The sequence below is a fragment of the Nocardia amikacinitolerans NBRC 108937 genome, assembly GCF_001612615.1.
GTDB lineage: Bacteria > Actinomycetota > Actinomycetes > Mycobacteriales > Mycobacteriaceae > Nocardia > Nocardia amikacinitolerans.
Genome location: NZ_BDAU01000046.1, coordinates 1 through 14,833, shown reverse-complemented (window position 1 = coordinate 14,833; position 14,833 = coordinate 1). Strand labels below are relative to the sequence as shown.

Below are 14,833 nucleotides of genomic sequence, written 5' to 3'. Positions count from 1 at the left end.
ACGCATGACCGTCGTCGCCGTGCTCGCGGGCTTCCTGCTCGCGGCCGCCGCTGTCATCACCAGCTACCGCATCCTGGCGGGGCCGAGCACTCTCGACCGGGTCGTCGGCATCGACTCGCTGATGGCCATCGCCATGGCGGGGCTCGCCGTGTGGGCCGCGCACAACCGGGACGCCACGGTGCTGCCCGCCATCGTCGCGCTGGCGCTGGTCGGGTTCCTCGGTTCGGCCGCCGTCTCCCGCTTCCGCGTCAGGGACGACCGATGACGGGCTGGCAGTGGGCATCGGCCGCGCTGATCCTCAGCGGCGCAGCGCTGGCCTGCACCGCCGCGATCGCCATCGTCCGCTTCCCCGACACCCTGACCCGCATGCACGCCGCCACCAAACCGCAGGTGGTCGGGCTGCTGCTGGTGCTCGCGGGCGCGGCGATCGAGCTGCGCGGCCAAGGCAATGTCTGGCTGCTCGCCTTGGTCGGCCTGTTCACACTCTTCACCGCGCCGGTGATCGCGCACCTGCTCGGCCGCACCGCCTACCGCGAACAGCGACACCGCGACGGACTGCTGCGGGTCAACGAACTCGGCGACGAGCTCGACTGAGCGGACCACCACCGCGACGTGCGCTGGAGTCGACGACCGGCCGACTCGGCACTCACCGGACTCGACGGCCGGTGGGCTCTGCGCTCCCCGGACACGGCGACCGGTCGACTCGACCCTCACCGGACTCGACGACCGGTCGATTCAGCGCGCGCCCGACTCAGCAGCCAGCCGACTCAGCGCTCGCCGGACTCAACGACCGGTCGGCTCAGCACTCGCCCGTCCCAGCCGGCAACGTCGCGGGCGATCGTCTCGTGGTGCAGCACGTTGCCACACCAACGCGCCGAACGAACTTGGCGCATGGTCTGGAATCGGCGCAATCGGGCCGGGATTGGCGCCCGCTCGCCTAACGTGTCCCGACATGAGCCATGCCAGGCCTACCCAGAGTGCCGGTCCGGCCTGGATGTCGATCGGCGGCCGCGCGCGGTCAGTCGTCGTAGTGCCCGCCGACCTGCACGACCGCTATCTCTGTGTCGGTGACGTAGTAGATCAGTCGGTGCTCTTGAGTGATCCGCCGCGACCAATGTCCTGCCAGTTGGTGCCGTAGTGGCTCCGGCTTGCCGATCCCAGCGAACGGGTCGGCGAGCGCAGCGTTGATCATCTTGTTCGCCGCCTTCAGCACCGCGCGATCGCGTGCCAACCATGCCGAGTAGCTGCGCCACCCCTGAGCGGTGAATGTCAGTTTCCGGTCAGGCACGTCGCCGCGACTCCTCCGGCTGCACTCTCGCGGGCAGATCAGGTATATCTGGTAGATCCTCGTGCTGCGCTTCATCTGCCGGTGCCGGTTGGTACTCCATCAGCGATTGCGTCGGCACTGACCCATGTGCGATATCGAAGACGTACTGTCGGATCTCATCGACCAGCTCGGCGGCGGCCGGAGCTTCCGGACCGCTGAGAGCGGCGAACTGCTCGCGGAGACTGGCGACCTTCGCGACGAGTGCCTTCAGCCCAGCCGTCATGTCCTCGGGTGCCGGCCATTCTTCCATCGATGTCTCCGCGTCAGGATCGATGAGGGTGTGCGCTTGTGTGCGGCCCTCGCGGGCGTCCTGCGCGGACTTCAGCAGATGCACGCCGCCGTGGGTCTGGAGCACATACAGCGTCTCCATCAGCGAGTTCCAGTCCGACTCGGCTACCAGCACGGCGTTCTGGCCTGACTTAGTGACCACCGTCAACGGATCATGATCGTCGTTGACCTGCTGCACTAGCCCGAACAGGTTCTGGCGCACGTTCGAAATCGGTAGCGCAGGCATCAGCTTCTCACCTTCTTTCCAAGGTTGTACGACTTATCGTACAACCTTACTGAGGCGTGTGCATTTGGGATACGCGTCACCCATGACCGGCAGGAAGGTCAGGGTTGATCAGTTGTATTCCGTCACGCTTTCCAGCGGGATCAAGAGGCGCCGACCGGCAGCGTAGGCGTATCGGGGTCTTCGATCCCTTCGACCGACCAGGGTGTAACGACAGTCGTCGTTGTCACGCAACCGGCGATGTAGCCGACGAATACAGTTTCGTCACTGCTGGTCATTCGGAATGGGTAGCAACCCAAGTCGTCGGGCTCTGCATCGAGGACTTCAGTGCGGGTGCAGGGATGGTAGTAGAACAGCGGCCCGCCGAGGTTCAACGGCCGTCCGAACAGCTCAACGATTCCAGGCCGATAGTCCACGAGTGCAGCGTGCAACTCGCCGTCCGTGGGGAGCGTAGCGCCGGGATGCGTGCGGCCTTGCACAGAATTGCGCGGCAACGGGGCAATTCCACCGTCGAGGATGATGCGTAGGACGCGCAGCCAAATGCGTTGAAGAGCGTTGATCTCATCCGGCATGGCGAAGATGGTGCCGGTCCGATCCTGGACAACGTCGAGGTCACGTGCGGCATCAGCTAAAGCCGAGAGTGACCTCTGGTCCTCGTCAGAAACGGCAGCGTCCAGTTGTGCCGTGAAATATGGGATTCCATCGACATGAACCTGCGCCGTCACTGCTTCGCAGATGGCGTGGCGAAGATCGATGCCGCGCCAAACTTCACGTGGCTCGCGTCCGCCCAGGGTGAGAGTCATGTTCGCTTCACCGGGTTTGCCTGCCTGCATCGGTGCGCGAAGTTCGAGATGCAGGCTGTGATGGAACGTGGCTGCGATGGTGTACCCGGTTGTTCCAGGAGCGATTCGAGTAATCGGCCCCTCTGCGTGGGCGGTCGCGGTTCCGTCCGCATCGAACAGTGACAGTCGGCATGGCTTGCCGGTCAATGAGGCGACTGGTGCAGATTCACCAATCCGCATCTCGGCGAGTGTGCCCTTGGTCGGATCCAACAGCTCTGGTCCTGTCCATCTCAGGCCAGTGACGACGGCGCCGGGCACCACCACCTCTCCTGGAGCACCGAAGCCGACGACTTTGTCGAGATCGTCCAGGAGCTCGTCATCCGCTGCGGTCAGGTCGATCCCGAACTGGACGCCGAGCGGGCTGCGCTCTGCGGCATGCGGGTGTTTCGCAACGGGAGTGAGAGTGATGTTCTTGCCGTCGGTGGCGTAGGCGAGCGTCCAGTGATCGTCGAGTTCGGCGGCGACACTGTTCAGCGCACGCAGCCGACTGGTCAGATCAGCAACGCCGCCAGCCAACACCGACTGTTCTGCGCGATGGAGCCTGACCAAGGTGGTGAAGTGGTCATCACGCGACATCCTGCTCAGCAGGTCAGGCTGGGCCAGCAGCAGAAAATCCAGCTCTGGCTGGTCGATCATGGAGAACACAGGCTGAGGACCGGTGACCTTCGCAATCAGATTGTCCTTCACGTACGTGACGATGGAGTCCTTGTACTTGCAAGGCACCACCAGGATCCACACGTCCGGTCGCGGACTGAGCTTCATCGCCTTGTCGAACGACCGCTTGATCTGGCCCTTGCGGGTCCTTTCGTTGCTCGATAGCCCGTCGGTGTAGAACTTCAGCTGGTAGACCAACCTCCGGTTCGGATAGTCGACCAAGATGTCGATGCCTCCGTCCCCACCGCGGTCGTCCGGAATCCGAACCACATCGGCCGCGCCTCGGTGTTCGCGCAGCATGAGCTGTTCAAACACCCACTCGAACTCGTGCCTCTCCGCCTGCCGCCAATTAATGCCGACTCCCACCACGCCCTTCAACCCAGCGCCCGCCTCTCCGTCTATTGATGGCACGACCATCCTCCGGTCTTCCACAGACACAAAGCCAGGGAGACAGAGATGGCCACCAGATACGCAGGACTTCGCCGACGAGAGATTCGAGGGGCGACGTGGCCTCGCGCCCGGCCGAATACACCACAACGAGCACGACCTGCGGCCAGTCGTGCTGCGGGTTTTGGGGAAGCTGCCGCCGAGTACGAACGACCAATACCGCGCAGCGTGGGAACAGGTTGCTGGGCACCGGTAGATGGGATTTGGTCCCCACACCCTTGAGCTACAGCGGGCGCGTCAGGTCGACGAGTCCCTCGGTGTCTGGCTGATCCGGGGTTCGAAGTCTGTCGGTGCCTCGGCGCACTATCGACTCCATGAGTGCGCACGATCGCATCAACGCGGTCAACGCCGAGGCGGCCCGCGCCGCTGGATGACCGGAGCTGACCGGCACCCCTGGACAAGTCGGGTGGACCAATACCGTCCGCGCGGACAAGCTCCGGCAATCCGCGCCGCGCCAGCTCTTCGACCACTTCCAGGCGCGTCACCGTCGGAATCGCACCCACCCGCGATTCCACCACCACCTGCTCGCCATCGCGCTCCACGCCAGCGACCTCTTGCGCTTCGGCCACACGAATCGGTTCGAACAGGCCCACATCAGGAGGTTCGAGAAAATACAAGTGCGCCTGAGGCATCCGCGTGACCCGCGCGATGACCGCACGCCCGGACGGGCCCAGCCAGCCGACTCAGCACTCGCCGGACTCAACGACCGGTCAGCTCGACCTTGCCTGAACTCAGCGGCCAGCCGACTCAACGCTCGCCGGACTCATCGGCCAGTCAGCTCGACCCTTGCCTGGACTCAGCGATCGACCGTCTCCGACTCCGTCTCCCGCGCCTCAACCACCGGCTCTCGCTCCCCCGCGAACCACGTCGCGTGGAACGCCGCCGCCATGCCCGCCAACAGCGCGAGCACGATGGTCCCGGCCGGGACGGCGTACTCCGCCATCGGCGCCGCCAGGTAGCGGTAGGAGACCAGCAGGATCACCAGCACCGCGGCGCCGCCCCCGACCAGGCGGATGCGGAACCAACCCCAGCCGCGTTCCGGCTCACGCAGCGCGGATTCCACGGTCAGGCACAGCACCGCGCCCGCGACCAGGTCGACGCCGTAGTGGTAGCCGAAGCCGAGCGTCGCGGCCAGCGTGGCCAGCAGCCAGAAGGTGCCGCCCCAGCGCAGCCAACGCGGCGCGCGCGACCCGTCGATATCGCGACGGGTGTGCAGGAAGACCGACAATGCCCAGGCAGTGTGCATGGATGGCATGCAGTTGCGCGGCGTCGCCGTGTCGAAGGGCAGCGGCTCGGGACTGCGGTCGATCGGCGGCAGTACGCCAGGCCAGTAGTTGCCGATCTGGAGTCCGTTGCCGTCGGCACCGAAGGCGAACATCGGACCGACCACCGGGAAGAACACGTAGACGATCGGTCCGACCAGCCCGAGCACCAGGAAGGTCCGCACCAGGTAGTGGCTCGGCCACCGCCCCGAATCGACGACCCGGCGCAGCTGCCACACCGCGACCACGATCGCGGCCACCGGCAACTCGATGTAGACCCAGTGCAGCACGGCGTAGACCACCGGTCCGAGCGCGTCGATCACCCGGCCCATCACCCACGACGGGTCGCCGAGCGCGTGATCGGCGAGCATCACGTACTCGTCGAGCACATCGGGACTGCTCAGCACCGTGATGTGCAACCAGACGTCGCCCACCTTGGTCGCCAGGATCAGCAGTGCGCCGAGCGCGGCGGCGCGCAACGCGTTGCGCCGCTCGTCGCCGCTCCAGCGCAGCCAGGCGATGAGGGCGAGCGCGGTGAGCACGAGTACAGGACCGTTGCCGACCGTTGGCGGATCACCGGCGAGCAGCCGGGCCCCCGCGCACACCAGGTCGATGGCCACCGCCGCACCGGCCGCGACGAGCCTGCGCCGCATGGGGATACCGACCAGCGCGAGGACCAGCCCGGCCCACGGCACCGACATCGATTTCGGCGTACCGACGTAGTCGCGCAACAGGCTTTCCAGCGGACCTTCGAAATTCTGCTGGAACGCGACGATCTGGAGCACGATCAGCAATAGGGGCACTGCCGCGACGGCGGCGGTCACCCAGACCCGGGACGGCGGTATCTTCAACCGCCACACCGCACTTCCTACGCTGGAACCCGGGTCTTCGACAAGCACGACGACCATAGTAAACGGGGGATGAACGACATCCCCCTGGCCAGCTGAACGGCAGACGACCGCTCGCGCTACTTGTAGAGCTCCTGGACCAGCGCGTCCACCACCGCGATCAGGTCGCCCTGGGTCGCAGCGGCCACCTTGCGCTGGCGCTGATACGACGCCCCACGCTGGGGAATCTCGGCGACATAAGACAATTCGTCGGAGCAGCCGAGCCGCTTGGCCGTCGGCTCGAGCCGGTTCAGCACGTCCATCAGGTCGTCGGTGACCAGCCGCTCGCTGTTGTCGGAGTCTGTGATGACGATCGCATCCAGCCCGTAGCGTGCGGCCCGCCACTTGTTCTCCTGGACATGCCACGGCGGCAAAGTCCCGAGATCCTCGCCCTCGTCGATGCGACGGTCCAGATCCACGATCAGGCAGTGGATGAACGCCGCGAGCGCGGCCAATTCGGCCCTGGTCGAGATGCCGTCGCAGATGCGCACCTCGATGGTGCCCCACTTGGGCGCGGGCCTGATGTCCCAGTGCATGCCGCCGAGCTGTTCGATGACGCCGGTCTGCATCTGGTCGTGCACGAAACGCTCGAACTGGCCCCAGTTCTCGAACTGGAACGGCAGACCCGCGGTGGGCAGCTGCTGGAACATCAGCGTGCGGTTGCTCGCGTACCCGGTGTCGGAACCGGCCCACATCGGCGAGGAGGCCGAGAGCGCGAGCAGGTGCGGGTAGGTGAACAGCAGCGCGTTCAGGATCGGAAAGACCTTCTCCCGGTGCGAGACTCCCACGTGCACGTGCACGCCCCAGATCATCATCTGGCGGCCCCACCACTGGGTGCGCTCGATCAACTCGTCGTAGTGCGGCGAGCGGGTCAGCTGCTGGGCCGACCACTGGGCGAACGGGTGGGTGCCCGCGCAGAACAGGTCGACGCCGAGCGGGTCGGCGGCGCGGCGCACGGTGTCCATCGTGCCGCTCAGATCGTCCACCGCCGCGCCGACGGTGTCGTGCACGCCGGTGACGATCTCGACGGTGTTGCGCAGCAGCTCCTTGGTGACCTGCGGAGTGCCGTCCCAGGCCCGCAGGTCACCGACGGCATCGAACACCGCGGCCGCGGTGTTGGAGAGATCGCGCGTCACCTTGTCGACGAGCGCGACCTCCCATTCGATGCCGATCGTCGGCCGGGGCGAACCTGGAAATGGAACGTTCTCGATTGCCCCGCCCATATCGGCACCTTGTCTACTGGACTACACCGCAGGCGACGCGGCCGCCCGCGTCACCGGTCGCCAGTGTGTTGTCGTCCGGGCCTGCCACGCCGTCGGCACGGACGTAACGGTTGGGAATGTTGCCGAAGTTGTCGGCATCGGCATGGATGATCAGCGCGCGATTCTTCAGGTCGTCGAGGGTCACCGTGTCGGTGGTGGTGACCAGCTTGCCCTGGCCGTCCGAGCGGACCTGCAACGAGGTGAGGTCGCCGCTGGCCGGGTGGGCGTTGGCGTTGCCAACCTGGAGGTGGCCGCCCGCCGAGAGGAAGTCACCGGCCGCACCGCCGGTGGGCGCCACGGAGTTGGGCTCGCACTTGCCGACCTGGTGGAAGTGCAGACCGTGGAAACCGGGCTTGAGGCCGTGCGCGTCGACGGTGATCACGAGGTGCTCGCCGTCCTTGGCGATGTTCGCGGTGGCGACCGAGCTGCCGGACGCGTCCTTCAGCTCGACCTTGGTGCCGGGGTCGGCGGCCGGGCTGCCGTGCTCGGTATCGGTCCCGTGTCCCTCGGCCGGAGCGGAGGCACCGGTCCACACCGGCGGGGTCGTTCCCTTGACGTCACTCGACTCCTGGCTGTTCGTGCAGGCAGCGAGGCCGAAGACCGCGACCGCAAGCACCGGGGTCACAGTCCGCCAGGACGGGCGACGAGTTGTGGACGGGGCCATCGGGGGAACTCCTTTACGAGTACCGAGTTTACGAGTAAAGCTGGGTGGACACTGTCGTTACCGGACAAGATGATGCCACGAGCGCCGTGTCGCGCCGCCAAGGGGCCGTGCGCGCCGGTCTCGGTTTTCAGTTACCCGTCAAGATGACGACCACACCCGGAGCGCTGTCCCCGATTCCCGCCGACTTGGGTTCGGCGGTCGCGCCGAGCTGCGCGGCGATCGCCACCGCCGCCTCCCGCTCACCGGCCGTATTCCCGTAATACACAGTCGTTTTCGCGATGGTGCCGCCCGCGTAGTTGCCCGGCGAGACGTTCGTCCAGCCGCTCGCCGTCAATTCCTCTGCGGTACGGGCGGCCAGACCGGCGACCAGACTGTTGTTCAGAACACGGACCGGCACGGCCCGGTTCACGCCCGCCGCGGGCGCAGCAGCGGTGGTCGTCGGCGCGGCGGTGGTGGTCGGCGCCACGGTCGTCGTCGCCACCGTGGTGGTCGCGGCCGTCGTCACGGGCGCGGCCGAGGTGACCTGCTGGGCCGCGGTCGACGACTCCTCGGCGTTCGTGGCGTCGGAATCGGAACTCGACAACGACATCGCACCGAGACCCGCGAACACGATGGCCAGCGCGATCAAAACCATCGCCAGCGCGCGCAACGGCGGCCCGCCGGAGGTGGGATTGGTTTGACTCACGCTGTCGACCCTAGTCGCACATCCGGCCGGGATGCCCGCATCACGATCCGAAGACGTGTCATACCTGGAAACCGAGACGCCGTGCGGCTCTGGCCTTCTGCCTGCTCGCGCGGAGCCTGCGCAGCCGCTTCACCAGCATCGGGTCGACGGCGAGGGCCTCCTGCCGGTCCACCACGGCGTTGAGCACCTGGTAGTACCTGGTCGGCGACATGCCGAACAGCTCGCGGATGGCCTCTTCCTTGGCGCCCGCGTACTTCCACCACTGTCGTTCGAAGGCCAGAATGTCGAGTTCGCGGCGGCTGAGGCCACTGCCTTCGCCCGCCTCGGCCTTGGCCGATGCGCCCGCCGTCGTCGCTTCGCTCGCGGAAGGGTCGTCTTGGATCGCGGAAATATTCCGTGCCGCTGCGCCGTCCATCTCGCTCCCTCGCCGAGTTGCCACCAGACGAAAAATGGTGCTTGTACGTCGCGGATCATTCAACCACGGGGCAACGGGGATGATTCGCCTTCGGTCCGGCGTGTTGATTACGCCCAGGTACGCGCGTCCCACCTGCGCCGGGCGGCGGCCATTCGCCTCCGCTGAGCGGCCGGTAGGCTTGCTTTCCATGGCAATCCTCCCCATCGTGATCGTCGGTGACCCCGTGCTGCACAACCCGACCAAGCCGGTCACCGATTCGCCGGAGGAGCTGGCCCCGCTGATCGCGGACATGTACGAGACCCTGGACGCCGCCAACGGCGTCGGGCTGGCCGCCAACCAGGTGGGCGTGCCGCTTCGGCTGTTCGTCTACGACTGCCCGGACTTCGGCCCCGACGGCACGGCCGTCCGGCGTCGCGGCGCGGTGATCAACCCCGTGCTGGAGACCTCCGAGCTACCGGAGACCATGCCGGACCCCGACGACGACGAAGAGGGCTGCCTCTCGGTGCCCGGCGAACAGTTCCCCACCGGCCGGGCCGACTGGGCGCGGGTCACCGGCACCGACGAGCACGGCGAGCCGGTCTCGATCGAGGGCAACGGCTTCTTCGCTCGCATGTTGCAGCACGAGGTCGGCCACCTCGACGGATTCCTCTACGTCGACGTGCTGATCGGCCGCAACGCCCGCGCTGCGAAGAAGGCGATCAAGCGAAACGGTTGGGGCAAAGCGGGTTTGAGCTGGGTGCCGGGCACCGTTCCCGATCCCTTCGGGCATGACGACTGAGCCGGCGCCCGCGGGGATTCCGCTCGGCCGCCGGGTGGTGATGCGTTATCAGCTGCCGCCCGGATATCCGCAGCCGCTGACCGACGTGATCGGCGAACTGATTTCGCTCGACCCGCCTACGGTGCGCGACGCCGACGGGCAGATGGTCTCGGTGACACCCGATCGGGTGATCGCGCTGAAAGCCATCGGGCCGAGGCCGATTCGCACCAGGGAGATCAGGGCGCTGGAGGCGGCCGCGGCGGACGCGTGGCCCGGCGTCGAGAGCGAATGGCTCGACGGCTGGCTGTTGCGCGCCGGGGACGGCTACACCAACCGCGCCAATTCCGCTGTGCCGCTGGGCGAACCGGGACGACCGGCCGAGTTGTCCACCGACACCCTGCACCGCATCGGCGCGTGGTACACCGCGCACGGGCTGCCGCTGCAACTGCTGCTGCCCGACCGGCTCGCACCGGCGCCACCAGGCTGGCGCACCTGGAACGAAACCCTGGTGCTGGGCATCGACATCACCAATTTCGTACTGCCGCAAGGTCCCCCGATGGTCCGGATCGCGCAGCGGCCCGACGAGGCGTGGCTGCGGCTGCACCGTTATCGCGGCGAAGACCCTGCGGCGCAGCCTGTTCCGGTGACCGAGGTGCTCACCGCGGTGCGCGATGGCGAGCTGGGTTTCGCCTCGCTCGGACTGCCGAGCCCGATCGCCATCGGACGCGGCGCGTGCACCACCGCGCCGGACGGGCGCCGCTGGATCGGGCTCGCCTGCGTCGCGGTGGCCGCCGAGCACCGCAGGCACGGCCTGGCCACCCTGGTGTGCGCCGAGCTGATCCGCTGGGGGCACGAGCGCGGGGCTACGCACGCCTACGTCCAAGTGGAGGCCGACAATGTGCCGGCGCTCGAGCTCTACCGCGGCCTCGGCTTCCTGGACCACCACGGCTATCGCTACGCCGCTCCGCACGGCGGACAATAGACGAAGACCGCAGAAGGAAGGCATTTCGTGCGTCTGGCGACTTGGAACGTCAACTCGATCCGCTCCCGGCTCGACCGGGTTGCTGCCTGGCTCGACCGCCAGGACATCGACGTGCTCGCCATGCAGGAAACCAAGTGCCGCGACGACCAGTTCCCGTTCGAGCGCTTCGAGGAACTCGGCTACGAGGTGGCCCACCTCGGCATCAACCAGTGGAATGGCGTGGCCATCGCGTCCAGGGTCGGCCTGGATGACGTCGAACTCGGCTTCCCCAACCAGCCCGGTTTCGACAAGGACGCTGGCGAATCCCTCATCAGCACACCGATCGTGGAGTCGCGTGCACTCGGCGCGACCTGCGGCGGCGTGCGGGTCTGGAGCCTGTACGTGCCCAACGGCCGCGCCCTCGCCGACCCGCACTACGCCTACAAACTCGAGTGGCTGGAAACTCTGCGCGCCAACGCCGCGAACTGGCTGACCGAGGACCCGCGGGCCAAGATCGCGCTGGTCGGCGACTGGAACATCGCGCCGACCGACGACGACGTGTGGTCCCCCGCGTTCTTCGAAGGCAAGACGCACACCTCCCAGCCCGAACGCGACGCCTTCGGCGCCATCGTCGACACCGGCTTCGCCGACGTGATGCGGCCGTTCGCGCCGGGGCCCGGGGTGTACACGTATTGGGACTACACGCAGCTGCGGTTCCCGCGTAAGGAAGGCATGCGCATCGATTTCGTCCTCGCTTCGCCTGCGCTCGCCGCCGCGACGACGGACGCGGGTGTCGACCGTGAGGAGCGAAAAGGCAAGGGCGCCAGTGATCACGCGCCGGTTGTCGCGGAGTTCGATATTCCCGTAGAGCCCAGCTGAAGGCGTCGGCCGCCAGTGGTCGGGTCCCGCACCGACAGTGCGCTACGGTGCGGCCCGCTCGTCGGCTGCGTTCGACGCGCACCGACCAGGCTGACAGCGCGCCGCAGCGTGCCGATGGCGAACGTGCGGCGGCGGGTTCAGCCCACCGACGCGGCGTCGCCGAGCGCCTGAATCAGCCCGCCGACGCGTCGCGGGCGGCACCGAGTGCCAGCCGGTGACGTGTATCCGCAGCTGCGACGCGCGACTATGGGTTCATCTCGTAGGCGCCGGCGTGTGAGCGGGCCTTGGTGAGCACGTTGCCGAAGCGGGTGGCGTCGGCCGCGGGGCGGCGGACCAGGTCCAGTGCCCTGGTCCGCTGCGCTTTGGTCGCGGTCGGCTTGCTGTGCAGGGCGAGGGCGTTCTTGGCGAATTCCCGCACGAAGACGTCGAAGAGCTGGTCGAGTACGGCGGTGTCGGTGCCCTCGATCGCGGCCTGTTCCAGGATGAGTTGCGCGTACGGGATCGCGGTGAAGAGCTCGCCGATGGCGAACAGGAAGTCCACGTCGCGCTGCTGGTCGGCGGTGGGCGGGGCGGCGGCGAGCAGCGTCTGGAAGGCGAGGGCCTGGTCCAGGAAGATCGCGACGTTCGGCACGTGCGCGAACTTCTCGAACACCGGACGCCAGTCGGTGAACCGAATACGGCCGAGACCCGCGCTCGGACCCTGCCGGAACAGGAATTCGTCGTCGGCGGCGTCGCGGTGGGTCGGCACCTCCAGGTAGCGCGCGGCGGCCAGCTCCGCCCGCAGCTTGGGCACCGCCGCGCCTGCACGCGGGGCGAGCTTGCGGCTGGACCAGCTCAGCGCAGAGGACACCGCCCGCACCGCAGTCCTCGGCGCGGCCTCCGGCAGCACGCGCAGCGCGGCGAGTCCGGCGTCGGACGGGTGGAACATGTAGTTGGCCATGAACTTCAGCGACAGCGCCATGTTCACGTGCACGGTGCCTTCCAGCCGCGGCAGCCCGAACAGGCCGAGCATGGCCATCGGGAAGTACATGTCGTTCTCGAAGCCGCGGGCGGCGATCACGTCGGCGAGGTCCTCGATGACGCGCTGCCCCTGCCGCGTCACGGTCATCTTCTCGATGGCGTTGAACAGCAGGTAGCGCCGGTCTTCTGCGGACGCCGACCGCAGGTAGTCGATGGCGCGCTCGCTGTAGAGCTTCATGCCGATCAGCCGCGCGTAGGAGTCGGTCAGCAACGTGCGCACCTGCGGGAACTCGGTCACCCTGTGTCCGAACAGGATTCGGTTCTCCGCGTGCGTGATCGATTCGTAGAAGGCGTGTTCGCACGCGCCGACGGCGCCGAAGCCTAGGTTGAACTTGCCCACGTTGACGGTGTTCATCGCGGCGTGGAACGCGGCCTCACCGCGGTGCAGGACGTCCTCTTCGGCGACCGGGTACTTCTCCAGATCGAAAGCGGCCACGTACATCTGGCTGTCCACGACGTTGCGGCGCAGCTTGTAGTTCTTGTGCTTGCTGTCCGCGACGAAGAACAGATATCCCTCGTAATCCTCCTGCGCCGGTTTGGCATTCAGCGCCTTGGCGCTGTCGATGATCGGCTTGTCGGCGCGGCGGCCGAACACCGAGACCATCCCGGCGAGGTTGCCGTTGCCGATGTAGTGCTTGCTACCGGTCGCGGTGAAACCGCCGCCGCGCCTGGGCTCCAGCACCATGTCGGTGGAGTAGACGTCGGCGCCGTGCTCCTTCTCCGACAGCCCGAACGCGAAGATCTCGCCGGAGTCGAGCAGCGCCGCCGCGCGCTGCTTGGCGGCCTTGTTGTCGCTCTGCCAGATCGGGCCGAGGCCGAGGATGGTGACCTGCCAGACGTACCAGTAGGACATGCCGTAGAAGCCGAGCACCTTGCTCATCATCGCGATGCGGCCGGTGTCCCAGCGCTTGTTCGGATCGCCGTTGGCCTCGGCCGCGGGAGTGAGGAAGATCGCGAAGATCCGCTCGCGCTTGACGAAGTCGAGGAAATCGGAGTACCAGACGCGCTCCCGGTCGTCCCGCTTCAGCGCCGCCTTGCCGCGCGTCTCGAACCAGTCGACCGTGGCGCGCAGCAGCCGCCGGGTCTCGGCGTCGAACTCGGCGAACTCGCAGTTCTTCGGGTTGAACAGGGTTTCGGGCATCGGTGACTCCTGGGCCGTCGGGACGACGCCCGGCATCCGGCCGGGCCACTTCATTCGTGAATGTAGCATTATTGTTCAGCAGTGTAGGAAAATGGGCAAGGGCCGCCCGACCTGGGAGAACCGGAGGAGGTCGCTGCTAATGTTGGTGCCCATGAGTACCGAGCAGGCCGTGCAACCGCGTCAGCGGGCGCGGCACCTCGGACCGGAACGCCGCCGCCCGCAGGTGCTCGACACCGCGCTGGCCATCGCCGTCGAACACGGCGTCGCGGCCGTCACCATCGCCGCCGTCGCCGAGCGGATGAACGTCACCCGGCCGGTCGTCTACGCCTGCTTCGCCGATCGCGTCGAACTCATCCAGGAATTGATCCGCCGCGAGGAGAACCACCTCGTCGAGGGTCTGCTCGAGGCGACACCGCGCCGCGCGGTCGACGCGGGCGAGACGGTCTTCGTGGAGGGCTTCCAGACGCTGCTGGAGATCGCCGCCGCGCGACCCGACTCGTGGCGGCTGCTGTACGGCAATCCCGATCCCGCCGTTGCGGATTCGTTCGGGCGCGGGCGCAAGTTGGCGGTCGAACGCTGCACCGAGTTGCTGCGGCCGACGCTGCGCGCGTGGGGCACCGAGGACGCCGAGCGGAAGCTGCCGATTCTGGTCGAGCAGTGGGTGTCGGCGGGTGAGGGGGCGGTGCGTTCGCTGCTCGCCGACGAGGGCGACTGGACGCCGCAGACGCTCGGTGCCTTTGTCGGCGCCGCGGTCTATCGGGCGCTGCGCCAGGCCTGAGGCCATACGCCGGCGATCGGAACCCGACCGAAGGTGACAATCAGCCGGTCTCGCCGGATGGCGGTCGCCCTCAGTCGACATCCGCGACGCCAGCGCCAAGAGTCCGCCGCACGCACACGCCAGACCTAAAGCCATACGCCCGCGAGCGGAACCCGACCGAAGGCGACATTCAGCCGGCCTCACCGGATGACGGTCACCCTCAGTCGACATCCGCGACGCCAGCGCCAAGAGTCCGCCGCACGCACACGCCAGACCTAAGGCCATACGCCCGCGAGCGGAACCCGACCGAAGGCGACATTCAGCCGGCCTCGCCGGATGGCGGTCGCCCTCAGTCGACATCC

At 67.3% G+C, this 14,833-nt stretch carries 15 protein-coding genes; 6 read left to right on the top strand and 9 right to left on the bottom strand.

Annotated elements, in window-relative coordinates; all coding sequences use genetic code 11:
• Positions 1-4 precede the first annotated feature (4 nt).
• Together NAM01S_RS28540 and mnhG are read left to right on the top strand one after the other, a co-directional pair.
• A complete protein-coding gene (locus tag NAM01S_RS28540; protein ID WP_067791118.1) occupies positions 5-265 on the top strand; it encodes a monovalent cation/H+ antiporter complex subunit F in 261 nt (86 codons plus the stop codon).
• The gene (gene mnhG / locus NAM01S_RS28535) at positions 262-594 is read left to right on the top strand and encodes a monovalent cation/H(+) antiporter subunit G (RefSeq protein ID WP_067791116.1); all 333 of its coding nucleotides are present in this window, start codon (positions 262-264) and stop codon (positions 592-594) included. Before NAM01S_RS28540 ends, mnhG begins: the two co-directional genes overlap by 4 nt.
• Before the next feature lie 424 nt (positions 595-1,018).
• On the opposite strand, the gene NAM01S_RS28530 is transcribed toward mnhG, so the two are convergent.
• From NAM01S_RS28530 to napA, 8 genes are all read right to left on the bottom strand, one after another.
• A complete protein-coding gene (locus NAM01S_RS28530) occupies positions 1,019-1,288 on the bottom strand; it encodes a Txe/YoeB family addiction module toxin (protein ID WP_067791114.1) in 270 nt (89 codons plus the stop codon).
• Positions 1,281-1,841 (bottom strand): type II toxin-antitoxin system Phd/YefM family antitoxin, encoded by a 561-nt coding sequence (locus tag NAM01S_RS28525; protein ID WP_084483393.1) that lies wholly within the window; start codon positions 1,839-1,841, stop codon positions 1,281-1,283. The genes NAM01S_RS28530 and NAM01S_RS28525 overlap by 8 nt, the downstream gene beginning before the upstream one ends.
• Before the next feature lie 140 nt (positions 1,842-1,981).
• Positions 1,982-3,745, bottom strand: coding sequence for a hypothetical protein (locus NAM01S_RS28520; RefSeq protein WP_157107963.1), 1,764 nt, complete (start codon positions 3,743-3,745; stop codon positions 1,982-1,984).
• 832 nt (positions 3,746-4,577) lie between these two features.
• Positions 4,578-5,951 carry a phosphatase PAP2 family protein gene (locus NAM01S_RS28515; RefSeq protein ID WP_067791106.1) on the bottom strand — a complete coding sequence of 458 codons (1,374 nt, stop codon included), beginning with the start codon at positions 5,949-5,951 and terminating at the stop codon, positions 4,578-4,580.
• 59 nt (positions 5,952-6,010) lie between these two features.
• Entirely contained in the window at positions 6,011-7,153 is a 1,143-nt protein-coding gene (locus NAM01S_RS28510) for a glutamate--cysteine ligase (RefSeq protein WP_067791104.1), read from the bottom strand.
• Positions 7,154-7,166: 13 nt separating this feature from the next.
• Positions 7,167-7,856 carry a superoxide dismutase[Cu-Zn] gene (gene sodC, locus NAM01S_RS28505; protein ID WP_067791102.1) on the bottom strand — a complete coding sequence of 230 codons (690 nt, stop codon included), beginning with the start codon at positions 7,854-7,856 and terminating at the stop codon, positions 7,167-7,169.
• Positions 7,857-7,983: 127 nt separating this feature from the next.
• Positions 7,984-8,541 (bottom strand): LytR C-terminal domain-containing protein, encoded by a 558-nt coding sequence (locus NAM01S_RS28500; protein ID WP_067791100.1) that lies wholly within the window; start codon positions 8,539-8,541, stop codon positions 7,984-7,986.
• 58 nt (positions 8,542-8,599) lie between these two features.
• Complete coding sequence (napA, locus tag NAM01S_RS28495; RefSeq protein ID WP_067791098.1) at positions 8,600-8,956, bottom strand: nucleoid-associated protein NapA; 357 nt, start codon at positions 8,954-8,956, stop codon at positions 8,600-8,602.
• Positions 8,957-9,143: 187 nt separating this feature from the next.
• On the opposite strand from napA, the gene NAM01S_RS28490 reads away from it, so the two are divergent.
• The 3 genes from NAM01S_RS28490 to NAM01S_RS28480 are packed head-to-tail and all read left to right on the top strand — an operon-like array spanning position 9,144 to position 11,553.
• Positions 9,144-9,734, top strand: coding sequence for a peptide deformylase (locus tag NAM01S_RS28490; RefSeq protein ID WP_067791096.1), 591 nt, complete (start codon positions 9,144-9,146; stop codon positions 9,732-9,734).
• Entirely contained in the window at positions 9,724-10,695 is a 972-nt protein-coding gene (locus NAM01S_RS28485; RefSeq protein ID WP_067791094.1) for an N-acetylglutamate synthase, CG3035 family, read from the top strand. Before NAM01S_RS28490 ends, NAM01S_RS28485 begins: the two co-directional genes overlap by 11 nt.
• Positions 10,696-10,722: 27 nt before the next feature.
• Complete coding sequence (locus NAM01S_RS28480; protein ID WP_067791092.1) at positions 10,723-11,553, top strand: exodeoxyribonuclease III; 831 nt, start codon at positions 10,723-10,725, stop codon at positions 11,551-11,553.
• 244 nt (positions 11,554-11,797) lie between these two features.
• Here NAM01S_RS28480 and NAM01S_RS28475 read toward each other — a convergent pair whose 3' ends face one another.
• Positions 11,798-13,714: an acyl-CoA dehydrogenase family protein gene (locus tag NAM01S_RS28475; protein ID WP_067791090.1), complete on the bottom strand. Its 1,917-nt coding sequence runs from the start codon at positions 13,712-13,714 to the stop codon at positions 11,798-11,800.
• A gap of 151 nt (positions 13,715-13,865) precedes the next feature.
• On the opposite strand from NAM01S_RS28475, the gene NAM01S_RS28470 reads away from it, so the two are divergent.
• Complete coding sequence (locus NAM01S_RS28470; protein ID WP_067791235.1) at positions 13,866-14,492, top strand: TetR/AcrR family transcriptional regulator; 627 nt, start codon at positions 13,866-13,868, stop codon at positions 14,490-14,492.
• Positions 14,493-14,833 lie beyond the last annotated feature (341 nt).